The sequence below is a fragment of the Pectobacterium sp. S5 genome (assembly GCF_051707265.1).
In the GTDB taxonomy this organism is placed as follows: Bacteria; Pseudomonadota; Gammaproteobacteria; order Enterobacterales; family Enterobacteriaceae; genus Pectobacterium; species Pectobacterium polare.
This window is the reverse complement of sequence record NZ_JAULSZ010000001.1, coordinates 2105656-2130714: the sequence shown is the minus strand read 5'-3', so window position 1 is coordinate 2130714 and position 25059 is coordinate 2105656. Positions and strand designations below refer to the sequence as shown.

The following is a 25059-nucleotide window of genomic DNA, read 5'->3' as shown; positions in this document are numbered from 1 at the left end:
GTAGCTTAACCTTCGGGAGGGCGCTTACCACTTTGTGATTCATGACTGGGGTGAAGTCGTAACAAGGTAACCGTAGGGGAACCTGCGGTTGGATCACCTCCTTACCAAAAAGATGTGTGTTAAGTGAAGTGCTCACACAGATTGTCTGATGAAAATAACGAGCAGAAATACCTTAATAGGCTTGTAGCTCAGGTGGTTAGAGCGCACCCCTGATAAGGGTGAGGTCGGTGGTTCAAGTCCACTCAGGCCTACCAACTCTTCCATGAGTGGTATCTAAGGTATCTGTAAGCAACGATGGGGTTATAGCTCAGCTGGGAGAGCGCCTGCCTTGCACGCAGGAGGTCTGCGGTTCGATCCCGCATAGCTCCACCATCACTACTCGCTATATAGAAAACTTCAGAGTGTACCTGTTTGGGTGCACTGCGAAGTTTTGCTCTTTAACAATCTGGAACAAGCTGAAAATTGAAACATGACAGCTGAACATGCATTGATACCTGCGGGTATGAATGGTGTATCAGTGTGTCAATGAGTCTCTCAAATAATCGCAGCACGACAGTGACTTTGATTTATCAAAGACACCTTCGGGTTGTGAGGTTAAGCGACTAAGCGTACACGGTGGATGCCTAGGCAGTCAGAGGCGATGAAGGGCGTGCTAATCTGCGATAAGCGTCGGTAAGCTGATATGAAGCGTTATACCCGACGATACCCGAATGGGGAAACCCAGTGTGTTTCGACACACTATCATTATGTGAATACATAGCGTAATGAGGCGAACCGGGGGAACTGAAACATCTCAGTACCCCGAGGAAAAGAAATCAACCGAGATTCCCCTAGTAGCGGCGAGCGAACGGGGAGGAGCCCAGAACCTGAATCAGTTTGTGTGTTAGTGGAAGCGTCTGGAAAGTCGCACAGTAAAGGGTGATAGTCCCGTACACAAAAATGCACAGATTGTGAGTTCGATGAGTAGGGCGGGACACGTGACATCCTGTCTGAATATGGGGGGACCATCCTCCAAGGCTAAATACTCCTGACTGACCGATAGTGAACCAGTACCGTGAGGGAAAGGCGAAAAGAACCCCGGCGAGGGGAGTGAAATAGAACCTGAAACCGTGTACGTACAAGCAGTGGGAGCCTTGATTAATCAGGGTGACTGCGTACCTTTTGTATAATGGGTCAGCGACTTATATTCTGTAGCAAGGTTAACCGTATAGGGGAGCCGCAGGGAAACCGAGTCTTAACTGGGCGTTAAGTTGCAGGGTATAGACCCGAAACCCGGTGATCTAGCCATGGGCAGGTTGAAGGTTGGGTAACACTAACTGGAGGACCGAACCGACTAATGTTGAAAAATTAGCGGATGACTTGTGGCTGGGGGTGAAAGGCCAATCAAACCGGGAGATAGCTGGTTCTCCCCGAAAGCTATTTAGGTAGCGCCTCGTGAATTCATCTTCGGGGGTAGAGCACTGTTTCGGCTAGGGGGTCATCCCGACTTACCAACCCGATGCAAACTACGAATACCGAAGAATGTTATCACGGGAGACACACGGCGGGTGCTAACGTTCGTCGTGAAGAGGGAAACAACCCAGACCGCCAGCTAAGGTCCCAAAGTCATGGTTAAGTGGGAAACGATGTGGGAAGGCACAGACAGCCAGGATGTTGGCTTAGAAGCAGCCATCATTTAAAGAAAGCGTAATAGCTCACTGGTCGAGTCGGCCTGCGCGGAAGATGTAACGGGGCTAAACCATGCACCGAAGCTGCGGCAGCGACACTCAGGTGTTGTTGGGTAGGGGAGCGTTCTGTAAGCCGTCGAAGGTGGCCTGTGAGGGCTGCTGGAGGTATCAGAAGTGCGAATGCTGACATAAGTAACGATAATGCGGGTGAAAAACCCGCACGCCGGAAGACCAAGGGTTCCTGTCCAACGTTAATCGGGGCAGGGTGAGTCGACCCCTAAGGCGAGGCTGAAAAGCGTAGTCGATGGGAAACAGGTTAATATTCCTGTACTCGGTGTTACTGCGAAGGGGGGACGGAGAAAGCTAGGTTATCCGGGCGACGGTTGTCCCGGTTTAAGCGTGAAGGTGGATGACTTTGGTAAATCCGGGTCGTCATTAACACTGAGGCGTGATGACGAGTCACTACGGTGATGAAGTAACCGATGCTACGCTTCCAGGAAAAGCCTCTAAGCTCCAGGTAACATCAAATCGTACCCCAAACCGACACAGGTGGTCAGGTAGAGAATACTCAGGCGCTTGAGAGAACTCGGGTGAAGGAACTAGGCAAAATGGTGCCGTAACTTCGGGAGAAGGCACGCTGATGGTAGGTGAAGTGACTTGCTCACGGAGCTGAAATCAGTCGAAGATACCAGCTGGCTGCAACTGTTTAATAAAAACACAGCACTGTGCAAACACGAAAGTGGACGTATACGGTGTGACGCCTGCCCGGTGCCGGAAGGTTAATTGATGGGGTCAGCCGCAAGGCGAAGCTCTTGATCGAAGCCCCGGTAAACGGCGGCCGTAACTATAACGGTCCTAAGGTAGCGAAATTCCTTGTCGGGTAAGTTCCGACCTGCACGAATGGCGTAATGATGGCCAGGCTGTCTCCACCCGAGACTCAGTGAAATTGAACTCGCTGTGAAGATGCAGTGTACCCGCGGCAAGACGGAAAGACCCCGTGAACCTTTACTATAGCTTGACACTGAACCTTGAGCCTTGATGTGTAGGATAGGTGGGAGGCTTTGAAGCGTGGACGCCAGTCTGCGTGGAGCCAACCTTGAAATACCACCCTTTAATGTTTGATGTTCTAACGTGGGCCCGTRATCCGGGTTGCGGACAGTGTCTGGTGGGTAGTTTGACTGGGGCGGTCTCCTCCCAAAGCGTAACGGAGGAGCACGAAGGTTAGCTAATCCTGGTCGGACATCAGGAGGTTAGTGCAAAGGCATAAGCTAGCTTGACTGCGAGAGTGACAGCTCGAGCAGGTGCGAAAGCAGGTCTTAGTGATCCGGTGGTTCTGAATGGAAGGGCCATCGCTCAACGGATAAAAGGTACTCCGGGGATAACAGGCTGATACCGCCCAAGAGTTCATATCGACGGCGGTGTTTGGCACCTCGATGTCGGCTCATCACATCCTGGGGCTGAAGTAGGTCCCAAGGGTATGGCTGTTCGCCATTTAAAGTGGTACGCGAGCTGGGTTTAGAACGTCGTGAGACAGTTCGGTCCCTATCTGCCGTGGGCGTTGGAAGATTGAGAGGGGTTGCTCCTAGTACGAGAGGACCGGAGTGAACGCACCACTGGTGTTCGGGTTGTGATGCCAATTGCATTGCCCGGTAGCTAAGTGCGGAAGAGATAACCGCTGAAAGCATCTAAGCGGGAAACTTGCCTCGAGATGAGTCTTCCCTGGGCACTAGATGCCCCTGAAGGGCCGTTGAAGACGACGACGTAGATAGGCTGGGTGTGTAAGCGTAGCGATACGTTGAGCTAACCAGTACTAATGACCCGAGAGGCTTAACCTTACAACACCGAAGGTGTTTTGAGACGACTCAAAAAACAATACTCAGCTTGTTCAAAGATTGGTTCTGATGGTTGTGCGANCGATACGTTGAGCTAACCAGTACTAATGACCCGAGAGGCTTAACCTTACAACACCGAAGGTGTTTTGAGACGACTCAAAAAACAATACTCAGCTTGTTCAAAGATTGGTTCTGATGGTTGTGCGAGCGCGTAAGCAACGTATAACGGTTGGAATGAAACAGAATTTGCCTGGCGGCGATAGCGCGGTGGTCCCACCTGACCCCATGCCGAACTCAGAAGTGAAACGCCGTAGCGCCGATGGTAGTGTGGGGYTTCCCCATGTGAGAGTAGGGAACTGCCAGGCATCAAACAAGTGGAAAGCCCCTGTCGAAAGACAGGGGCTTTTTGCTATGCGAAATTTTGGGGTTACCTGCAACGATTTGCTCACTGTGCATTTATTGCGGTGTATCAGGTAGATAACCATGACAGCTATGGAAGATGGGGATGTTTTTTAGGATGCAGAAACCTTCCTACCTGATCCAGTTTGCGTTAGTAATGCGATAACACGAGCTGTGAGATCCATAATTATGGCTATGAAGGGGAAGGCCTGCGTAGGACACGCAGGCAGGATGCTTCAGCTTAGTGCAGGATTTGTGAGAGAAATGCCTGAGTACGCTCTGAACGAGGGCTGGAGAAGAAGATATCCGGTGGAGCTTGTTCTACGATCTCACCTTGATCCATAAAGATCACCCGATCAGCGACGGTTCTCGCGAATCCCATTTCATGCGTGACGCAAAGCATCGTCATTCCATCCTGAGCTAGCCCAAGCATAGTATCTAGCACCTCTTTTACCATTTCAGGATCCAGCGCAGACGTCGGCTCGTCAAACAGCATAATCTTGGGCTTCATGCACAGTGAACGGGCGATGGCCACACGTTGTTGCTGGCCTCCAGAGAGCTGCCCCGGAAATTTATGCGCATGTGCGGCGATACGCACGCGTTCCAGATAGTGCATTGCCAACTCTTCCGCTTCTTTTTTCGGCGTATGGCGCACCCAGGACGGTGCCAGCGTGCAGTTCTGCAACACAGTTAAGTGCGGGAAAAGATTGAAATGCTGAAAAACCATGCCGACTTCAGTACGAATTTTTTCGATGTTACGTAAATCATTATTCACTTCGATACCATCAACGACAATCCGCCCTGCCTGATGTTCTTCAAGATGATTAATGCAGCGTATGGTGGTTGATTTCCCCGAGCCGGAAGGGCCGCACAGTACAATTCGTTCCCCTTGCCTGACCTGCAGATTGATGTCTTTAAGCACATGAAATTGCCCGTACCACTTATTCACATTCTCTAAGGTAATCATGTGATCGGTTGATTGAGTTGATGCAGTCTGATTCATGGATGGCCTCAGTGTGACTTGTGTCCGGTGTTAAAACGATTTTCCAGATGTTGGCTATAGCGCGACATGCTGAAACAGAAAATCCAATAGACCATTGCGGCAAAGACATAGCCTTCCGTCGACATGCCTAGCCAGGTGGGGTCGACCGTTGCCTGTTGGATACTGCTGAAGAGATCGAAAAGGCCGATGATGATCACCAGACTGGTGTCTTTAAAGAGAGAAATAATGGTATTCACCAGACCTGGGATAACCATTTTTAGCGCTTGCGGGAGGATGACCAGCCCCTGCATGCGCCAATAGCCTAAGCCCAGAGATTCTGCGGCTTCATACTGTCCTTTAGGCAGCGCCTGTAAGCCGCCGCGAACCACTTCTGCGACATAAGCGGACTGGAATAAAATAACGCCGACTAATGCCCTCAGCAGTTTATCGATCGTGGTGCCTTCCGTTAAAAATAGCGGCAGCATCACGGATGACATAAAAAGCACGGTGATTAACGGTACACCACGCCAAAATTCGATAAACACGACTGAAAGCATACGGACAATTGGCAGTGTGGAACGGCGACCTAATGCGAGCAAGATACCAAGTGGTAGTGCTCCCGCGATACCCACGGCAGCGATGATCAGCGTCAGCGTTAGGCCGCCCCATTGATAGGTTTCTACTCTACTTAGCCCGCCAAAGCCGCCGTAAAGTAACCACCAGGCGATAAGCGGATAAGTCACTGCCCAGACGGCAAGATAGCGTCCGCGATAGGGGATGCTTTTCAGGAACATCGGCAGAATGCTGAGTAACCCGATGGCGAGTGCGAAGTTGATGCGCCAGACTTCCGCCGCTGGATACAACCCATACATGAAATGACCAAATCTGGCGTGAATGAAGACCCAGCAGGCACCATCACGCGTACAGTCATTACGAGTTGTGCCGATCCAGTTTGCCTGAAAGATCGTCCAGTTGAGCAGCGGCGGTATGGCAATCCACAGTAGCCAGAGGCAAAACAGTGTTAACAGGCTATTGCCGATACTTGAGAAGAGATTACGCCGTGCCCACTGCATCGCTTTGAACAGAGGGGACTGACGGCCTTGCGTATAATGGTTCATCGTCATGACGTCCTCTTAGCGTTCGACTAACGCGATTTTGCGGTTATACAGGTTCATCAGCAGCGAGATCAGCAGGCTGATAATGAGATAAACCGACATGGTAATGGCGATGGTTTCGATAGCCTGACCGGTCTGATTCAGCACGGTTCCTGCGAACAGCGACACCATATCGGGATAGCCAATGGCGGCAGCCAGCGACGAGTTCTTCACAATATTGAGGTATTGGCTGGTTAGTGGCGGAATGATGACGCGCAGAGCCTGTGGAAGGATCACTTTGCGTAGCGTAACGGGATTCGGTAAGCCGAGAGAACGCGCGGCTTCGTGTTGACCGTGGGAAACCGATTGAATGCCTGAACGAATGATCTCGGCAATAAATGATGACGTGTAGACCGACAGAGCGACGGTTAACGCCGCCAGCTCAGGGATCAACACCATGCCGCCGCGAAAGTTAAACCCTTTTAACTCCGGCATATTCCAGTGAAAGGCGGGGCCGAAAATCAGGTGACTGAGTGCGCACAGCACAAGTAACAGGCCTAACGTCAGTGGCCAGGTTTTGCGCGGTTGACCGGTTAAGGCGTGATAGCGCTGGTTACGTCGAAATACGCGCCATGTCACGACCGATACGATCAGCAGAGAAAGAAAAAATGCTGCGGCGCCCGGTCCCATTTCAGGGGATGGCAGATAAAAGCCCCGGTTGCTGAGGAAGGCGACATCAAACGCGCTGATTGACTGGCGTGGCCCCGGTAGATTCCGCAGTACGGCAAAATACCAAAAAAAGATCTGCAACAACGGCGGAATGTTACGGAATATCTCAATGTAAATGTTGGATATTTTTCGTAGCAGCCAGTTGTCAGACAGTCGTGCCAGGCCAACAGTGAAGCCGAGAATCGACGCAAACACGATACACAACGCCGAGACCAGAAGCGTGTTGAATAACCCAACAAGAAAAACGCGGGCGTAGGTGTCACCTTGTTGATAGTCAATCAGGTGCTGGACGATGCCAAAGCCGGCGCTTTTATTTAGAAAATCGAAGCCAGAGGTAATGCCCCTTTGTGCCAGATTGGTCACGGTGTTGTGCAACAGGTAGGCTGCGACAGCCAATACAGCGATAACAACGACAATTTGATACAGCCAGGCGCGCACCGCTGGATTAGTCAGTGATAAATCACCTTTTACGGTTGGGCGTTGTAGCATGCTTGAACCTCGAAACGGGGGTACTGAGGGGCGCAGCGATCCACTGCGCCCGGGGTTTTCTGATAATTAACGTACCGCTGGCGCGTACTGGAGACCGCCTTTGTTCCACAGCTCGTTCAGGCCGCGCTTAATTTTCAACTCGCTGCCCATACCGACATTACGTTCAAAGATTTCGCCGTAGTTACCGACCTGTTTGATGATTTTGAACGCCCAATCATTCGGTAATTTGAGATCTTTGCCGTAGCTGCCTTCGTGACCCAGCAGATGGGACATATCTGGCGTCGTGGGTTTTGCTGCCAACTGGTCGACGTTTTTCGAGGTTACACCCATCTCTTCAGCATTCAGCATGGCGAACAGCGTCCAGCGTACGATCGCGAACCACTCTTCATCACCACGGCGCACCACTGGGCCCAGCGGCTCTTTGGAAATCACTTCTGGCAGGACGATGAATTCAGCTGGTTTGCTCAGCTTGATACGCAGTGCGTACAGCTGTGACTGGTCTGATGCCAGCGTATCGCAGCGGCCAGATTCCAGCGCTTTGGCGCTTTCATCAGAGCGGTCGAACGTGACGGGGGTGTACTGCATTTTATGGGTTTTGAAATAGTCAGCGACGTTCAGTTCGGTATCCGTACCCGCCTGAATGCAGACGGTTGCGCCGTCCAGCTCTTTGGCGCTGGTTAAGCCCGCTTTGTTGTGCGTCAGGAAGCCGATGCCGTCGTAGTAGGTCACGCCGGTAAAGAGCATGCCCATGCCGCTGTCACGGGAAGACGTCCAGGTGGTGTTACGTGATAGCACATCGACTTCGGCGGATTGCAGCGCAGTGAAGCGTTCTTTTGCCGTCAGCGGTGTGTATTTAACTTTATTGGCATCGCCGAATACGGCGGCGGCAAGGCCGCGGCATACATCGACATCAATACCGGAGTATTTTCCGCTGGCGTCCGCATAGGAAAAGCCGGGCAAGCCATCACTGATACCGCATTGCACAAATCCTTTCTTCTGAATGGCGTCCAGCGTTGCACCCGCATGGGCTTGATTGATTGCGGCAAAGAGTGACGCGCCAGCAACCAGAGTAGAAATCACTATTCTTTTCATAATCATCCTAGCGTCTAGAGTTATCTGCTGTTGTTGCAGTACACAGTTGTGTTGCGGTGCACAATGAGGTGCACCATACCTGTCTGTCGGTATGCCGACGTGAGCAGAGCAAAGCAAATAAAATGCCAATTTTCTATTTGCTTGATAATGAAGACGAAAAGGAATGTTTATTGATCTAAGTGGGTAATTCTAATTGGGTATGTGCGCACCGTGACAAATGCAAAGAGGCTGATGCGCCCTCTTTTAGTGCGTCGAAATGGAGATCGTGAGGCATCTCAGGCTTGCCAGCGATGGGATTGCCCGTTGAATAGGGAGAGGTCGGGAACGCGGTAATGTCATCAGCCCAGCGGATGGCGTGGGCTGATGCGGGAGGCATTAGTGCGTGATGTGGCGCTGATAATACTTTTCGAGCTTTACCTGTAGCTGGCTTAGCACGGTACTAAACATCAGGTAAATCAGCGCAGCCTCGACGTACAGAATCAAGGGTTCATAGGTAACGGAAACGATGCGCTGAGCGGACAAGAACATCTCCGGCACGGTGATCACGGCGGCCAGCGACGTATCCTTGATTAAGGAAATAAACGTATTGGAGAGCGGTGGCAGCGAAACGAAAACGGACTGCGGGAAGATCACCCAGCGAATCGCCTGCTTGCCATTCATACCGAGAGAATAGGCGGCATTCCATTGGCCTTTCGGGACAGACAAGATGGCTCCGCGCACGATCTCCGAGCTATAGGCACCCACGCTGATGGTGAAGCCAATGAGTGCGGCAGGGAAGGCATCCAGAGTGATACCCGCGCTGGGTAGCCCATAAAAAATCAGGAAAAGCTGCACCAGCAATGGTGTGCCACGGATAACCCAAACGTAGAAATCCCCCAGCCATTTCAGCGGCTTTGGGCCATAAAGGCGAACCAGCGCGGTGATAATGCCGAGAGTTAAGCCAAAGATGAAAGACAGAATAGCCAGAGGGACGGTAAATTTAAGTCCCGCAGACAGCAGACTCCAGAAGGAGTCTGCCATGAGTTGTAGCCAAGGCGGCATGAAAACGAGCTCCGATAACGGTATGCGCTAATCACAGAGCGCGCTGATGACCATCATATTGATGACAGCGCGTTCTGATAACAGTGCGATTATTGAGAAACATCCTCCCCGAAGTATCGCACAGATATCGTTTTATAGGTGCCGTCTGCTTTAATTTCATCCAGAGCTTTATTCAATGCTTCCACCAGTGGTTCCTGATTTTTACGCACCAGAATCGCGGAAGGCTCACCGTCTTTTGAGGTTGCCGCAATCTTCACGTTGGCATCCGGCTTCTGCTTTTTGAAATCCAGGAATGACAGATTATCGTTTAACGTGGCGTCGGCACGGCCGCTGAGCACCAGATCCAGAGACTGGTTAAAACCGTCCGTCGGCACAATGTCCGCACCGTAGCTGGTGGCTTGCTTAGAGTAATTACTGGTCAGGCTCTGGGCAGATTTTTTGCCTTTCAGATCGCTGAAATCTTTGATGGTGGTGTTATCGCCACGGACAACCAGCACCGCCTTGGAATCGATATAAGGCTTGGAGAAATCATACTTGGCCTGACGCTCTTTGGTGACGCCAACCTGATTGATGACCGCATCGTAGCGCTTGGCATCAATACCGGCGATTAAACCGTCCCAACGTCCTTCAATAAACTCGGCTTTCACGCCGAGCTTTTCTGCCACCGCACGGCCAATATCCACATCGAAGCCAACCAGCTGGCCTGATTTATCATGATAGGTATAAGGGGCGTAGGTGCCTTCCGTGCCGATCTTGATAACCCCTGCGGACTTGATGGCGCTAAGGTCATCTGCATGAGCGAATACGCTGGTAGCAAGCAGGGCGCTGGTCAGTAAAGCAAAACGTATTTTTTTCATTATGAATTCCTGTGAGTGGTGTGCAGTGATGCGCTTATAACTTTTGTTAATAAAGAATCTACGCGACAAAACATCTGTTTATAAATCACGTTGTGTGATGGTTTATATCAGAAGTGAATATAGTGGCTTTGCGTCGTTTTGGCGATGTTGCTCACCTTACTGCGTGAACAGACTATCTGCCTCATTTGAGGTGTTTTGGGCATCTAAAATGGAGGGGAGGTTGCCCTCTATCCATAGGGCAAGCCCCTCGACAAGTTTGCTCACTTCTCTGCCCATTGGCGTTAACGAGTAATCGACATGCGGCGGGATAACGGGATGTGATACGCGCAAAACAAAACCGTCATGCTCCAGCGTTTGTAGCGTTTGCGCCAGCATCTTTTCGCTAACGCCGCCCACTGTTCGCCGTAGTTCACTGAATCGATAGGTGCGCTCACGTAGTGCCAACAGCACTAATACCCCCCAGCGGCTCGTCACATCACGCAGAATGGTTCGTGATGGGCACGCTTCCGCCATAACGTCAGCGCAGGTAAAACATGGTGAGGATTCTGTCGTCATGTGTCTCTCCTGATTCAGTCATATCACACTAACTTTTTGGTGCGTACTTGTAAAAAAGTTAACTACACCGTAATTATCCCCAATGTTATTTCCTGATACCACCGATTCCCTACCACTAAATAGCAAGGTGATTTTTATGATAAAGACGCTGTTCCTGACGGCAACATTGGGATTAAGCCTAACGATCGGCTCCGTATACGCTCAAACACCAGTGTCTGTTTCCCGTAACCCTGAGGCGTTGTTTACCAGTCCAGACCCAGCACTAAACGCAAACAAGCAGGTGGTTTACCGTATCCTCCGCGAGTTGCTTGACGCAGGCCATTGGGAGAAAGCCGATGAGCTCCTGTCTGTTGAGTACTTACAACATAACCCGAATGCACAGAGCGGCCGTGACGCGGTTGTTGATTACTTTACCAAGGTGCTCAAGGTTAAGCCTCAGCCGCTCCCTGAACGGCTAAATATGAAAATCATTGCCGTGGTAGCGGAAGGCGATCTGGTTACGGTGCTTTATCCGCGCACCGTTCGTGACCCGAAAGTCGCAGGGGGTTCCTATACCACAACATGGTATGACACGTGGCGTATTAAAGACGGTAAAGCGGTAGAGCATTGGGATCCGGCGTTACTGGGAGAAGCCCCTGATTTACGTTGAATGAAAAGGCAGTCTTACGCAGTTTTTCTGTCGTGGGTATCGCGCAATCAATCATCAATAGGCATCGACGAAGAGGTATTCAGTATGGAACGCAGAAATTTTCTGAAGCTGGCTGCTGGAAGTGCCGCTCTTGTGGCAACAGGGCGTGCGTTTGCTCAAACGGATAATGCGAATGGGGTTATTTCAGCTTTTCAACCTCTGACGGTGCAGGGAACGGTGTTGCCGACGCGTGGCAGGGTTACAGGTACGGCATTACCACTCAATGCCCCTGCAACAAAGGATATCCGTTATCGGACACCTTTCCGCTTCGGTATGGGGGGCACACAGATTGGCAATATTTTCGCCCCTATCAGTGATGAGCAGGCACACTCTACGCTACAAGCCGCGTGGGACGGCGGTGTTCGCTACTACGATACTTCACCTTTCTACGGTCACGGCCTTTCTGAACATCGGCTCGGGAGGTTCCTGCGTGACAAGCCGCGCGATCAATACCTTGTTTCTACAAAAGTGGGGCGTATTTTTCATCCCAGTCGGACGCCGCTGCCTGACTCACTATGGGCGGACAAACTCAACTTTTCTTATGAGTATGATTATACCGCGGCAGGTGCCCGACGCTCTGTTGAGGACAGTCTGCAACGGTTAGGGTTGTCCAGTATTGATATCGTCTACATCCACGATCTCAGCTCGGATAATACCGAATTGCCTACGCCGTGGACGACATCATTTGAGATTGCGCGTAACGGTGCGATGGCTGAGCTGGAACGGATGCGTTCGGAAGGGCTCATCAAAGCCTGGGGGTTCGGTATCAACCGTGCTGACGCTGCCGTGATGGCGGCGGCGTTGGACAAGGGGCCAACACCGGATATTGTTTTACTTGCCTGCCAGTACAGTATTATCGACCATCAGGAAACACTGACAAAAACGTTTCCGGCTTTGGCGAAAAAAGGCATTACGGTGACGGTTGGTACGCCACTTAACGACGGTTTTCTGGGGGGGAGAAATCGTTACCACTTCAGCAATGATCTTCCTCCCGGCGTCGTTGAGAAGCGGGCTCGTTTAGCTTCTATCGCGGATCGGCACGGTATTGATATTCGTACTGCGGCGCTTCAATTTGCCGCTGCGCCGCCAATCGTATCGGCCATTATTCCTGGTGCTCGTGCTCCTGGGCAGGTCGAAGCCAATATCCAGTCGATGAAAGTGAGTATTCCAAAGGGCTTTTGGGATGAGCTCAGGGAACAGAAGTTAATCACGGCCGATGCGCCGATACCCACCTGATATTTGATAAGAAGCATCAGATCGTCGCATCGGGTTTGTTGAATACAAACGGTGGTAATAGGGCCGTTGAGCAATGCGCCTTCACCAGGGCAATTACCTATTATCACCGTTCTATATGGTGGGTTTTATCATCACGTATTTTTACTTTCTATGCTGTGATGTAACGGTTTAAAGATAAACACCCTAGCGTGGTTGTCACAATAGAAGCCTACTCTTAAAGAGGACTATTGCTTCTGTCGTTATCCGTTAAGGAGACAACAATGAAAATCCGCATCGCCAGCTATAACGTTGAGAACCTGTTCCACCGTACCGCGATTCTCAACCTCCCCGATTCCCAGCAGATCGATGCCTTACTGCAACAGGTCAGGCAGCTGCAACACCTTCTCGAACAGCCACAATACGATGATGCCCTGAAAGATCAGGTGTTCCGCTTGTCTATCGCACTGCGCCCTTATATTGATATCCGTACTGACGCGGGCACGCTGGGGCGATGGAAAAAAGAGGACGCTGGCACCGGATTCAGGATCAATAAAAGCTGCCGTGGTCGTGGGGATTGGATCGGTGAAATTGTCTTTAAGGCACAGGAGTTCAGCAGTCAGCAACGTAAGAATACGGGCAAGATTATCACCCTGCTTAACGCCGATATTCTGTGTGCCGTTGAAGTCGAAAACATGGATGTCCTGCGTGATTTCAACAATCAGGTGCTGGGGGAACATAAATTTAACCAGTTCGTGATGATCGACAGCCCGAATGACCCACGCGGCATTGATGTTGCCTGCCTGACGCGTTATCGGATTGCCCAGCTCCGCACGCATATTTTTGATGCCGGAAAGCGCTTCGATCCGGTCTTTAGCCGTGATTGCCTTGAGGTCACGCTGGATGCCGGCCTCAAACAGCCGATTTATATTCTGTGTAACCATTTCAAAAGTCAGAGCGGTCAAACAGAAGAAGAGCGGCAGCGTGGGGCGGAGAAGCGCCGAGATCAGGCCGAACGCGTCGCGGAGATAGTCCAACAGACTTACGATCTCAAGAAGGACTACGTGGTCATCCTCGGCGATTTGAACGAAGATTCGTCCAACCCTTGGCACAGTTTGGCTCCGCTGTTTTCTCTGTCGGACTTACACCCCGTTATCGACCCTGAACGCCCGGAGAAAGAGCGTTATACCTACTATTTCTCTGGGGGAAAGAAGGGCGCGCGGTTAAATCAGCTGGACTATATTTTCCTGTCCGCACCGCTGCATCAGGCGGTGGTGGAGTGGGGAATCGAGCGTCGGGGGATTTATAATATCGACAAGATTGCTGCCAAAGAGGGCGCGGAACCCGTTACGCCGTTGCCCGAAGTGACATCATGGGACACCGCCGCGTCTGACCATGCCGCGCTCTGGGTGGAAGTGGATATTACCTGATGGTCGCTTTAAGGCTATGATTACGTGAGAAAAAAGAGCAGTGATAGCCGTATAAACCGAGGGCGATGATGAGCCATAAACAAGGATTAGAGAAGTACCCAGATGCGCTGCGCTGGTCATTTGGCGACAGCCCCGAGCTGGCGGATGAGCTTCTGCAACTGGTGCAGGAAGGGCATAAAACGGCAACCTGTAGCTCGTATCACGCGTTCAAAAATGAGGAAACGCCGCAGGTCGGTGATTACAACATTGTTCTGGACGGTGCCGGACAGCCTTCCTGCGTGATTCGGACGCGCTCGTTAACGCTGGTGCGCTACTGCGATGTTACCGCCGAGATGGCGGCGAAAGAGGGTGAAGGCGACAAAAGCCTGGCTTTCTGGCAGCAAGCGCATCAGGCGTTTTTCGAACGAGGAGGCTCTTTCGCCCCAGATATGCTGCTGGTGTTTGAAGAATTTGAGCTGATCGAGGTGTTTTGATTCTGGATTAGCTGCTGATAAACCCGACTGTGTTTTATGGGAATGTGTGGCTAAATTTCACAGTCGGGTACTAGCATGAGCCGACGTTAACCATTTCAGCTCATAGTCACAATAATGGCTTTTAGATGTCTATCAAAACTGTAGTGACTCAGTTGGAGTTTGTAGCTCGTGATACACTTTCCTCCCATAATGGAGGATAAAATGTTTAGTAAGATCGGCTTATTGTGTTTGTCTGCGTTAATACCATTTACGTCGTATGCAGAAAAAGGGACATTTGAATTTTCGGTTGGAACCCAAAATCATATTTTTGATTCGCCGTGTATAAAGTCCATTCAGTATGTGAAACGTGATGAAACGGGCTCAGATAGCTTGGGTATTCACCTTACGGATAGATGTGGGGATAGATTGGGGGAAATTACTCATGAGAACATGGGGAGAGAATTAACTATCTCATATTTGGGTAACGAACTTTCCACAGCAATGATCGTGCAGCGACTGAAAAGTAACTTCAGAATTAGTACAAAAGACACACCAAGACCGGTTTTAATGCGAGTTATCGATGACTACAACGTATCTCTTGAGTGATTTGAATGCCGCAACAATGGGTCAGAAAGGATAAGTTTAATCTTTCTGCGACTGATGTGACTTATAGGTAGGTCCTCAAGTTGATCGTGGCTATCCTGATATTGGCGCAGAATACGTCTGGGGTGAGTGGTTGAAATACAAGAAAAGCATATTCCGATGAAAACAATCGAAGAACTGAGGGCGGAACTCCTTAAAATTGGCCAACAGCTTTGCGGTGGGGTAAGGCCAAATTATTACTTCTTTATCCCTGACAAACCTGATGGTCTTGCTACTCCGTATCTGGAGATTCATGGGGAGGAATACCATTTTATCCTCAGTGAAAGAGGTATAGAAAGGGAGCGTCATGTGACTCTTAGTGACGAAGACATCCTTTATTGGTTCACTGACTGCGGTGTCTGCGGTATGGCTTCAAGCTATGCGGCTTTGAATAGTTCTCCAGACAGAACGTTCAGGGATGTATATCTCCGAAGACAGTATCATTTAATGTTTTCCATCAAGCCCGAATGGGCTACAAGAAAGCACAAGGAATTTGCGGCGCTCCTCAAGAGTTATAACGGTTAAAATTTATTTCCATATGCATTTTGATTATTCATGCTTATTAATTATTTCTTGCCATCTGTCCTGATCCCTCGCGAAGCAACACGCCATAAAGTTACAGTAATGTCTGCTTCTGAGGGCTGAACTGACCGTTAGAGTAAGTTTAAGTCAGCACTTACGCTGCCTGTAACACCAACCAGTCTTTGGATTCTTCTTTGGGCTGTTTGTTTTCGTCTCATCTCGCAGACGTCACCGCTTAGAACGCCCACGCTAAGGCTGAAGCCTAAATAGAGGGCAAAGAAAAAGGCGCTTAACCGGAAAGGTAAAGCGCCTTTTTTTAAATGCTTAACTGATTAGTATCAGTTCATGCCGTATTTTTTCAATTTCTTACGCAGAGTACCGCGGTTGATGCCCATCATCAGGGCAGCGCGGGTTTGGTTACCGCGGGTGTATTGCATCACCATGTCCAACAGTGGCTGTTCAACTTCAGCCAATACCAGCTCATACAGGTCACTTACATCCTGACCGTTCAATTGAGCAAAATAGTTCTTCAGTGCCTGTTTAACCGAGTCGCGCAGGGGTTTTTGGGTTACCTGAGCCTGAGAGTTTACAGTGGAAACGGTCAGTACGTCAGAATTCACGCGTTGTTCGAACATAGTTCTGTCAGCTCTTTTTCTGTTTACGCAAGATTTTCAAAATATGCCTTCAACGCCTCCAGCTGCTCGCTGGCATCCTCAATGGCGTTGAATGTGCGCCTAAACTGGTCGTTTGGGGCATGTTCCTGGAGATACCAGGATACGTGCTTACGAGCGATACGAAATCCCTTGCCTGGACCATAAAAGTCGTGCAATTCCCGTATATGCTCGATCAACAAGCGCTTAACCTCTGCCAACGGCATTGGTGCCAGCAACTCCCCTGTGTCCAGATAATGCTGGATTTCCCGAAAGATCCAGGGTCTTCCCTGAGCGGCTCGTCCTATCATCAGGGCGTCAGCCCCGGTGTAGTCAAGAACCGCTCTGGCTTTATGCGGGTCTGTAATGTCGCCATTCGCAATAATAGGAATGGAAACGGCCTGCTTAACTGCCCGAATGCTGTCGTATTCGGCGAAACCATTGAACAGGCACGCACGGGTGCGTCCGTGAATGGTTAACGCCTGAATGCCACAGTCTTCAGCCAATTTGGCAATTTCTACACAGTTGCGGTGCTCTGGTGCCCAACCGGTTCGGATCTTCAGTGTTACCGGTACGTCTACCGCTTTCACTACCGTAGAGAGGATTTGTTTGACCAAATCCGGATACTGCAACAATGCAGATCCTGCCATCTTGCGATTCACCTTCTTCGCCGGGCAGCCCATATTGATGTCGATGATCTGTGCGCCGAAATCAGCATTAATTCTCGCTGCCGCCGCCATCTCATCGGGGTCACAACCGGCAATCTGCACGGCCCTGATACCCGGTTCATCGCTATGGACCATTCGCAAACGCGACTTGTCTGAACGCCACACTTCCGGATTGGAAGAAAGCATTTCAGACACGGTCATTCCAGCGCCCATCGCATGACAGAGTGCTCTAAATGGGCGATCGCTAATACCAGCCATTGGGGCCGCTATCAAGCGATTACTAAGCTGAAATTGTCCAATGTGCATAGACAAAAATTGACCATACTGTGCCTGCAAGGGCGCGTATATTACGCATTTTTTACGTCAGATGAAAGGCCAAACTTTGACCAATTTACGGCTATCGATCAATGAAAATGCACTTCATAAAGCCGTATAAAAATATTATTCATATTTAACAGTTAGTTATATTTTTATGTCGATTTTTTGTGCTGGGAAATAATCATCTGTTTACAGAATTTTATCTGCAAGCGCGGTCATTTTTGGTGAAGATACAGCAGCCTATCAATGCTTTATCAGTGAAATGCGTTGGTTAATATGGCAAAAAAGGGCGCTGATTGACCTGAGGCTGGCCGACAGAACAGTCTGACCAGCCTCGCGGAATGGCTTAATGGATGATGATGCGGCCATTAAGCGGCTGTGTGGGGCGGTTATTGGCGTGATGCATGACCGAGCGGAACTGGTTTATCTGATCGGCAGAGGCAGTGACGGGGTGATCCAGCACGAGCCAGCGAATGCCTTCTGAACACGGTGGCGTGGTGAGCGACCCGCTAAACCGATAGTAGTTTAATGATGTCGGTAACAGGCTCTGAATCGCGATCGGCGTGCGCACGTCCTCTGCTTGATTAACCTGAGCCGGAATCTGCTGCCAGGTCGTGGCTAACGGCAGATTGGCTTCTCCTTCCTGAAACATCAACGCGATAACGGTAAGCGCGCCAGCCGCGTCTTTATAGACAAAGTGGCCTTCTAGCGGAAACTGTTTACCGTCTATTTCATTTTCACTCGGTGCGTGAAAGTGAAACTGCTGCAAGGTGAATGTTTCGTTATCCAATACCAGCGTATTCCCCGAGCCAACGTTAACCTGAACGGTATGCCCGTTGTTGATAATTTGCTGTGTCCCAGACTGGAAAGCTAACTGTAGAGGGTCGTGCTGGGCGTCCAGCGCCTGGCGGATATTGATGGGAGATTGGTTTTTACCGGTTTCACATAGCGAGAAGTCTGGAGACAGCTTTCCCCAGTGTGCCGGATCGCCGTTGCCTTCGTAGCCCCAGTGCACCGGAGCGGCCGCCAAGGCGGAAGAGCAGGCGGATAGCATCAATACGATAGAGAGTTTACCTTTCATTTTTCATCCCTTGAAAATAATGATATGGCATCGTTGAGCGCCGGGCGCAGGTGACGTCCAGTCGCTTGCCGAGCCGAATAATACGCCTGTTTATGGGGATCAATCGTGAGATATAGCAGGAAGAAAGGTGCCCACCGTTGCACATACGGTGGGCGGGACTAGCGGGATGACGTTATTACGATGCGCGGCGTTGGCCGGTAATGCGGCACCACTCTTCGCGTTCAGCCACCGGATCGAGGGTGAACTTGTCTGCGTACGCTTCTGCGACGCCTTCGGCCTGTGTCGCCAGCACGCCAGACAGGCCGAGGTGACCGCCTGCTTTTGGCAAATCGCTAATCAGCGGTGCCAGTTCGCGCAGCGGGCCAGCAAGGATGTTGGCAACGACGACATCGGCAGACAGATCTGTAGGCTGGTCTTTCGGCAGATAAAGCTCAAGACGCTCGGAAACACCGTTGCGCTGTGCGTTATCGCGGCTGGCCTGAATTGCCTGCGGATCGATATCAATCCCGATAGCGCGTGCTGCACCCAGTTTCAGGGCGGCAATCGCCAGAATGCCGGAGCCGCAGCCGAAATCGATGATGGTTTTCCCTTCCAGATCCAGCCCGTCAAGCCATTGCAGGCACAGCGCGGTCGTTGGATGGGTGCCGGTGCCAAATGCCAGACCCGGATCGAGCATGACGTTGACGGCCGTTGGGTCAGGAATGTCACGCCAGCTTGGGCAAATCCACAGACGTTTGCCGAACTGCATCGGGTGGAAGTTATCCATCCACTCGCGTTCCCAGTCTTTATCTTCCAACTGTTCGATCTTGTGTTTAAAACCGACGCCCAGCAGTGGTTCTTGCTCCAGCATCGCGATAACCGCGTTCATATCGGTTTCGGCATCGTACAGCGCAATCGCGTCGGTATCGCCCCACAGGCGGGTCTCGCCCGGCAGCGGCTCGAACACTGGAGTATCGTGCGTATCCTGAAACGTAACGGATACCGCACCGCTTTCCATCATGACGTCACCCAGCTGTTCAGCAACCTTTCCTGAGGTGTTTATTTTTAGTTGAATCCACGGCATAGCAGTCTCTATTACATTTAAAGTGAAGATGAAGCGGCAACCGGCGCTGGTGGATTATGACCAAAGCGGTTGCCAATAATAAACGCCATCAGGCTGAGTAACAGCGATGGCACAATCGGGTGATATCCAGCCAGCTGAAGATTGAAGCTAGCCAGTAAGGTATAGCAAATCGCCCCGGTGAACATGGCGCTAAGCGCCCCCGCGGCATTCGCGCGTTCCCAATATAGACCCAGCACCAGCGGCCATAGGAACACCGCTTCCAGCCCGCCAAACGCCAGCAGGTTCAGCCAGATGATCATCTCCGGTGGCCGTAAGGAGGCCAGCAGCACCAGCAGACCCAACAGTAGGGTGGTCATGCTGGACAGGATCTTGATGCGGCGTTCGTTATGGATCTGCTGCGGGCGTACGCTGAGATAGAGATCTTTGACGATCGTGGCGGAGGCCTGAAGCAGATGAGCATTAATGTTGGACATGATAGCGGCCATTGGCGCAGCGAGAAAGATCCCAGCGGCCAGCGGCGGTAATACGGTGACCATCAGGGCTGGTAACACCTGATCGGGAATGGTCAGATCTGGCATCACGGCGCGGCCCAGCGCACCGGCCAGATGCATGCCGAGCATCAGAATGCCGATGACGATCGTGCCGATGATAATCCCACGGTGCAGCGCCTTGCTGTCGCGATAAGAGATACAGCGGACGGCGGTGTTTGGCAGGCCGATGACGCCGAAGCAGACCAGCACCCAGAATGAGGCCATAAACGGCATCGACAGAATACCGTTGCTGCCCTGCGGCGACACCAGCATCGGGTCAATCTGTTGCAGCTTATCCACCGCGCTGTGCAGGCCGCCGGCGGCATAAATCACGCCCACCAGCAGGATGACGGTGCCGATCAGCATCACAATGCCCTGCATCGCATCATTGAGCACACTGGCGCGGAAGCCGCCAAACGTGGTGTACAGCGCGATGGTGACGCCGAAAATCAGCAGGCCGATGTCGTAAGGTATGTTCGCCGCAGTTTCCAGCAGGCGTGCGCCGCCGATGAACTGCACGGCCATGGCACCGATAAACGCGACCAGCAGGCTGATACTGGCAAACCACACCAGCAGCGGACTGTTGTAGCGGGCGTACAGCATGTCGTTCAGCGTGATGGCGTTGTAGCGTCGCGCCAAAATGGCGAACTTTTTCCCCAAAATCCCGAGCGACAGCAGCATGGTGGGAAGCTGGATCATCGAAAGCAGCACCCAGCCCAGCCCGTATTTATACGCCGCACCCGGCCCGCCGATAAAAGAGCTGGCGCTGACGTAAGTGCCGATCAACGTCATCGCCAGAACAAACCCGCCCATTGAGCGGCCGCCGAGGAAATACTCGTTAAGAAAGTTACCCGCCTGACGGCGACGGTACGCGTAGACCGACAGCCCGAAGACCAGCAACAGATAGCCAATCAGCGGCAATAAAATTTCAATTTGCATCGTCACTCTCCAGTGAGATGTCGCGGAAAATGACGCGCACCATCAGCCAGCACAGCAGCGTAAACACGAGCGGCAGCAGCAGGCAGGCCATCTCAAACCAGTGTGGAAGGCCGGTGATCCCTTGTGTGTTGTCAGGCAAATAGGCGGCAAGCACCCAGGCCAATAAATAAACCAGCGTCAGGCCAAAAGCCCAGCGGGCCTCTTTGTGCGCCTGAGGAAAGCGTGTATCCATGTTCTGCTCCACCGTAAATGGGAGAATGGGTATTGTTATGAACGTCGTGATGACGAAAGCGGGAATTTTACGGCATGTGGGCCAATTGACTAGTAAGAATTACGCCATCAGCGTAAAAGCCAGTCGCGGGGCGCTCATTGTCTGGCAGAAAAAGCCTGCTTTGCGATAGGTGTTAAAAAGGGAGTACGACGGGTCTATTTCGGTCTGGTGAGCAACAGAGCAGGACGGAAATAGAATCTATCTCGCCACAAAATAATACTAAATGAGTATCTTGACTTATTGATCTTGAGGTAATTGGCGAATGATGGACGTCACATCGCATAATTTTCTCAGGAGAACGTTTACTATAGGGCTATTATTTATCGTCTGCTATTCCAGCGTGGAATAGTTGCGGTACGAAAGGAAAGTAATAATAGCGCCAACGATATTGGCGCTATTTTGCATCAGGTAATTATCGTGTCGCAACTTCCTGCTGCCTGAATTATGTAGTCGTTACTATTATGTTAAAGATGAACCAAAGGAGTCGTTATGTCAGTTTCAGCAAGAAATCAGCTTTCGGGTGTTGTGTCTTCCATTGTTGAGGGTGCGGTAAACAATGAAGTCGCATTGACCCTGGAAAGTGGGGATAAGTTAACGACGGTGATTACACGAGCCAGCTGTCAGTCTATGGACCTTGCCGTTGGCAAACCGGCTATTGCGCTGGTGAAAGCCCCTTGGGTCATTCTGGCATCCGCCGAATGTGGTTTGAATTTTTCTGCCCGCAATCAGTTTCACGGTAAGGTGAGTTCCGTTACGAAAGGCGCCGTCAACTCGACAGTTCAACTGGTGACTGCCGGTGGGTTGACGCTGACCTCAACTGTTACCAATGAAAGTCTGGAAGAGATGAACATTGAGGTGGGCAGCGAATTAATCGCTCTGGTTAAAGCATCCAGTATTATTCTGGCTACCCGGAAGTAATTGCCGATCTCTTTAGCGAATGATACCGCTCCCAGCCGATAAACGACCGATCTATACGGGTTTATCGGCTTATTTTTTATCGTAAATGCTTTCTCCCTCCTGATGTATCCCCGCGTAGAATATCCCTTATTTTGCTGTTCAAATGACCCACGTCAGGTATCGTTGGAAATGTGATCTAGATGATTCGTCACTCATCAGAATGACTTATTTAAATAAGCTCATCGGGATGAAATGAGAGACGCTCTGTCTCTCAGCGAAGGCCAGTTGCGATGTACTCATTATTTGGCGAGAGAACGTTTTACCACGAGCGCCAGCAGGGAGTGAGTGTGACGGTTTTTTTTCGAGGGAAAAATGCAGCAAAGGAGCTGAACGGTTTAATGATTGTCACTTTTGCGTCATCAGTTGTCACCTCCGGATGAGCGTGCTCATGGCTCTCTGGATAACACTGGGGTTCCATTAAAAGGAGCCCGATCATGTTGAATAACCCTTCATCGAAATACAAAGCGCATCCACCGATTGACCTAAAAGATCGGCAATGGCCTGACAATACATTAATCCAACCTCCACGTTGGCTTTCCACCGATTTACGGGACGGTAATCAGGCGCTTGCTGAGCCGATGAATGAAATGCGTAAACTGAAATTTTGGGATCTGCTGATTGCCTGCGGATTCAGAGAGATTGAAGTCGCTTTTCCGTCTGCTTCACAAACTGATTTTAATTTTGTTCGCTTATTGATTGAAGAAAAGCGTATTCCACAGAATGTGACAATTCAGGTTTTAACACAGGCACGAGAAGATTTGATTGCGCGTACCTTTGAATCGCTGAGTGGCGTACATCGCGCAACCCTTCACTTATATAACGCGACTGCGCCGATTTTCAGGGATGTGGTGTTCCGTCAGACACGCGATGAAATTATTCAGCTTGCGGTCAATGCGACGAAGCAGATCCGTCGGTTATGTGCTGAGGCGCAGGAGACGGACTGGACCTTTCAATATTCGCCAGAAACGTTCTGCTTTACCGAGCCTGATTTCGCGCTTCAGATTTGCGAGGCCGTCGCCGATGTCTGGGAACCTGATGCGTGCCGTCCCATGATCATCAACCTTCCAGCGACTGTTGAGGTCAACACGCCCAATGTGTATGCCGATCAGATAGAGTATTTTTGCCGACATTTTTCCCGTAGGGATAAGGTCTGTATCAGTGTGCATCCGCATAATGACCGTGGCACAGGTATTGCCTGCGCTGAACTTGCTTTACTGGCTGGTGCTGAAAGAGTGGAGGGCTGCCTGTTTGGCAATGGAGAGCGTACCGGCAATGTCGATTTAGTGACTCTGGCGCTTAATCTTTACACGCAGGGAATCTCTCCTGAACTTGATTTCAGCCACATGAAGAAGGTAGTGGAAGTGGTTGAGGAGTGTAATCAACTCCCCGTCGCGCCACGTCATCCTTATGCCGGGGAACTCGCCTTTACGGCTTTTTCCGGGTCGCATCAAGATGCGATTAAAAAAGGGTTTGCAGCACGACAGCATTCGGCCTCGCCATTATGGGAGATTCCCTATCTTCCGCTCGATCCTGAAGACATCGGTTGCAGTTACGAGGCCGTTATCCGCGTAAACAGCCAGTCAGGCAAAAGCGGTGCTGCCTGGCTGCTTGAGCAAAACCATGGCCTCATCCTGCCTCGTCAACTTCAGAAGGCATTCAGTCTGCTGGTACAGAACGCGTCTGAATCTGAGGGGAAAGAAATGTCGCAAATGGCTGTCTGGATACTCTTTCGTGAGGCTTACGGTTTAGTCGAATTACCGCCGATTCGGTTAACTAAATATACCTGCGATAATCAGCTTGGGCAGAACACAACGCTTTCAGCTGAAATCATTTTCCGTGAGAAAAAATTGAATTTGAAGGGCGCAGGAAACGGTTTTCTCTCTGCGGGAATGACGGCACTCTGCCGAGAGGTGAAAGCAGACCTTAATATTGTGAGCTATCAGGAACACACGTTAGGTCAGCGTAGTGACAGCCGTTCTGTGGCTTATGTGTGCTGTCAGAACCATGCGGGTGAATGTGCATGGGGTGTCAGCATTGACAGCGATGTTACCCGAGCCTCTTTGCAAGCGATGTTGAATGCCGCAGGGCGCTTGATTAGGGGTTGAAGTAATTGCCGGGTGTCACGCCCATGACTCTGCGAAACATGGCACTGAAGGCTCCCGGGTTGGCGTAGCCTAAATCAAGCGCCACTCGGGTGACTTGTTCGCCCTGTGCCAGACGCGTTAGCGCAATCAGCAAACGCGCGCGACGAACCCACTCACTGAATTGCATGCCAGTTTGCTGATAAAAATGTCGGCTGAGCGTTCTTACACTGACGTTGACTTGCTCGGCAGCCTTGGCAACCGTCCAGGCTTCATAGGGGGCCTGACGGACGGCATGACACAATAATTTCAGACGCTCAGAAATCGGCTCAGGAAGACAAAAAGGAAGCGTATTCATCAAACGTATTTCATCAAGGATAAGTTCATAAATACGTTCGGTCCGACTTCCAGGTTCATAATTCGCGGGAAGTGTCAGGACATCGATGATGAGTTCTCGTAATAAAGGCGTTATCCCCACGACCTGACAGATAACAGGGAGATCAGCCCTGGCTAGCGGTTCGACAAAAAGCACTCTGGCCTTAACTTCACCCACAATATGTAAGGCATGTGGAATATCTGCGGGTATCCATACCCCACGCGAGGGCGGAACCACCCAGAACCCCTGTTGGGTTTCAACCCGAATAACCCCGCTAAGCGTATGAATTAACTGGGCGCAACGGTGAGTGTGCCAGCTTTCATAATCCCCGTGAGTATAGTTGTGTGCGTACGGAATTAATGGTCTGCACGAGAAATCAAAATCGGATTGTTTTGTCACTCTGCAACCGTCCTCTCATCCTAAAAAGATGAGATATCCTACC

The 25059-nt window shown here is 50.9% G+C and carries 22 protein-coding genes, 2 tRNA genes and 3 rRNA genes; 13 read left to right on the top strand and 14 right to left on the bottom strand.

Features of this window, described 5'->3' with window-relative positions:
- The 5 genes from QWJ20_RS09635 to rrf all read left to right on the top strand — a co-directional run.
- A 16S ribosomal RNA gene (locus QWJ20_RS09635) occupies positions 1–104 on the top strand; the annotation flags it as partial.
- Positions 105–177: 73 nt separating this feature from the next.
- Positions 178–254 (top strand) — tRNA-Ile (locus QWJ20_RS09630).
- 42 nt (positions 255–296) lie between these two features.
- Positions 297–372, top strand: a tRNA-Ala gene (locus QWJ20_RS09625).
- 220 nt (positions 373–592) lie between these two features.
- Positions 593–3502 (top strand): 23S ribosomal RNA (locus tag QWJ20_RS09620).
- A 246-nt stretch (positions 3503–3748) separates the two neighbouring features.
- Positions 3749–3864: ribosomal RNA gene (gene rrf / locus QWJ20_RS09615) — 5S ribosomal RNA — on the top strand.
- Positions 3865–4139: 275 nt separating this feature from the next.
- On the opposite strand, the gene QWJ20_RS09610 is transcribed toward rrf, so the two are convergent.
- The 7 genes from QWJ20_RS09610 to QWJ20_RS09580 form a co-directional block, all read right to left on the bottom strand.
- Positions 4140–4901 carry an amino acid ABC transporter ATP-binding protein gene (locus QWJ20_RS09610; RefSeq protein ID WP_095993424.1) on the bottom strand — a complete coding sequence of 254 codons (762 nt, stop codon included), beginning with the start codon at positions 4899–4901 and terminating at the stop codon, positions 4140–4142.
- 8 nt (positions 4902–4909) lie between these two features.
- Positions 4910–6004: an amino acid ABC transporter permease gene (locus tag QWJ20_RS09605; protein WP_109410510.1), complete on the bottom strand. Its 1095-nt coding sequence runs from the start codon at positions 6002–6004 to the stop codon at positions 4910–4912.
- A gap of 9 nt (positions 6005–6013) precedes the next feature.
- Positions 6014–7192, bottom strand: a complete 1179-nt coding sequence (locus QWJ20_RS09600) for an amino acid ABC transporter permease (RefSeq protein WP_219681334.1) — start codon at positions 7190–7192, stop codon at positions 6014–6016.
- A 66-nt stretch (positions 7193–7258) separates the two neighbouring features.
- A complete protein-coding gene (locus QWJ20_RS09595; RefSeq protein ID WP_095701260.1) occupies positions 7259–8284 on the bottom strand; it encodes an amino acid ABC transporter substrate-binding protein in 1026 nt (341 codons plus the stop codon).
- Positions 8285–8659: 375 nt separating this feature from the next.
- Complete coding sequence (locus tag QWJ20_RS09590) at positions 8660–9325, bottom strand: amino acid ABC transporter permease (protein ID WP_095993427.1); 666 nt, start codon at positions 9323–9325, stop codon at positions 8660–8662.
- An 89-nt stretch (positions 9326–9414) separates the two neighbouring features.
- Positions 9415–10182 (bottom strand): amino acid ABC transporter substrate-binding protein, encoded by a 768-nt coding sequence (locus QWJ20_RS09585; RefSeq protein ID WP_095701262.1) that lies wholly within the window; start codon positions 10180–10182, stop codon positions 9415–9417.
- Between the two features lie 156 nt (positions 10183–10338).
- On the bottom strand, positions 10339–10737 hold the full coding sequence (locus QWJ20_RS09580) for a winged helix-turn-helix transcriptional regulator (RefSeq protein ID WP_095701263.1): 399 nt from the start codon (positions 10735–10737) through the stop codon (positions 10339–10341).
- A 136-nt stretch (positions 10738–10873) separates the two neighbouring features.
- Between QWJ20_RS09580 and QWJ20_RS09575 the strand changes: the two genes are divergently transcribed.
- The 6 genes from QWJ20_RS09575 (at position 10874) to QWJ20_RS09550 (ending at position 15686) form a co-directional block, all read left to right on the top strand.
- Positions 10874–11386: a nuclear transport factor 2 family protein gene (locus QWJ20_RS09575; RefSeq protein WP_433992363.1), complete on the top strand. Its 513-nt coding sequence runs from the start codon at positions 10874–10876 to the stop codon at positions 11384–11386.
- Between the two features lie 84 nt (positions 11387–11470).
- On the top strand, positions 11471–12661 hold the full coding sequence (locus tag QWJ20_RS09570; protein ID WP_433992362.1) for an aldo/keto reductase: 1191 nt from the start codon (positions 11471–11473) through the stop codon (positions 12659–12661).
- Between the two features lie 260 nt (positions 12662–12921).
- Complete coding sequence (locus QWJ20_RS09565) at positions 12922–14067, top strand: endonuclease/exonuclease/phosphatase family protein (RefSeq protein ID WP_433992361.1); 1146 nt, start codon at positions 12922–12924, stop codon at positions 14065–14067.
- A gap of 68 nt (positions 14068–14135) precedes the next feature.
- Positions 14136–14540: an ASCH domain-containing protein gene (locus QWJ20_RS09560; RefSeq protein WP_433992404.1), complete on the top strand. Its 405-nt coding sequence runs from the start codon at positions 14136–14138 to the stop codon at positions 14538–14540.
- Between the two features lie 201 nt (positions 14541–14741).
- On the top strand, positions 14742–15125 hold the full coding sequence (locus tag QWJ20_RS09555; RefSeq protein ID WP_233965727.1) for a SecDF P1 head subdomain-containing protein: 384 nt from the start codon (positions 14742–14744) through the stop codon (positions 15123–15125).
- A gap of 156 nt (positions 15126–15281) precedes the next feature.
- Positions 15282–15686 carry an Imm63 family immunity protein gene (locus QWJ20_RS09550; RefSeq protein ID WP_233965728.1) on the top strand — a complete coding sequence of 135 codons (405 nt, stop codon included), beginning with the start codon at positions 15282–15284 and terminating at the stop codon, positions 15684–15686.
- A 335-nt stretch (positions 15687–16021) separates the two neighbouring features.
- Here QWJ20_RS09550 and fis read toward each other — a convergent pair whose 3' ends face one another.
- The 6 genes from fis to QWJ20_RS09520 form a co-directional block, all read right to left on the bottom strand.
- A complete protein-coding gene (fis, locus tag QWJ20_RS09545; protein WP_005975342.1) occupies positions 16022–16318 on the bottom strand; it encodes a DNA-binding transcriptional regulator Fis in 297 nt (98 codons plus the stop codon).
- A 23-nt stretch (positions 16319–16341) separates the two neighbouring features.
- Positions 16342–17307: a tRNA dihydrouridine synthase DusB gene (gene dusB / locus QWJ20_RS09540; RefSeq protein WP_039482411.1), complete on the bottom strand. Its 966-nt coding sequence runs from the start codon at positions 17305–17307 to the stop codon at positions 16342–16344.
- 358 nt (positions 17308–17665) lie between these two features.
- Positions 17666–18400, bottom strand: a complete 735-nt coding sequence (locus QWJ20_RS09535; protein WP_433992360.1) for a carbonic anhydrase — start codon at positions 18398–18400, stop codon at positions 17666–17668.
- A 175-nt stretch (positions 18401–18575) separates the two neighbouring features.
- On the bottom strand, positions 18576–19463 hold the full coding sequence (prmA, locus tag QWJ20_RS09530; RefSeq protein ID WP_249715719.1) for a 50S ribosomal protein L11 methyltransferase: 888 nt from the start codon (positions 19461–19463) through the stop codon (positions 18576–18578).
- Positions 19464–19480: 17 nt separating this feature from the next.
- Positions 19481–20932, bottom strand: coding sequence for a sodium/pantothenate symporter (gene panF, locus QWJ20_RS09525; protein WP_233965731.1), 1452 nt, complete (start codon positions 20930–20932; stop codon positions 19481–19483).
- Positions 20922–21164 (bottom strand): YhdT family protein, encoded by a 243-nt coding sequence (locus QWJ20_RS09520; protein ID WP_039482401.1) that lies wholly within the window; start codon positions 21162–21164, stop codon positions 20922–20924. Before QWJ20_RS09520 ends, panF begins: the two co-directional genes overlap by 11 nt.
- A gap of 528 nt (positions 21165–21692) precedes the next feature.
- Here QWJ20_RS09520 and QWJ20_RS09515 point away from each other — a divergent pair.
- On the top strand, positions 21693–22121 hold the full coding sequence (locus QWJ20_RS09515) for a TOBE domain-containing protein (RefSeq protein ID WP_095701274.1): 429 nt from the start codon (positions 21693–21695) through the stop codon (positions 22119–22121).
- A 473-nt stretch (positions 22122–22594) separates the two neighbouring features.
- Positions 22595–24265 (top strand): 2-isopropylmalate synthase, encoded by a 1671-nt coding sequence (gene leuA / locus QWJ20_RS09510; RefSeq protein WP_433992359.1) that lies wholly within the window; start codon positions 22595–22597, stop codon positions 24263–24265.
- Here leuA and QWJ20_RS09505 read toward each other — a convergent pair.
- The gene (locus QWJ20_RS09505) at positions 24255–25016 is read right to left on the bottom strand and encodes an AraC family transcriptional regulator (RefSeq protein WP_433992358.1); all 762 of its coding nucleotides are present in this window, start codon (positions 25014–25016) and stop codon (positions 24255–24257) included. The two genes, leuA and QWJ20_RS09505, sit on opposite strands and share 11 nt — an antisense overlap.
- Positions 25017–25059 lie beyond the last annotated feature (43 nt).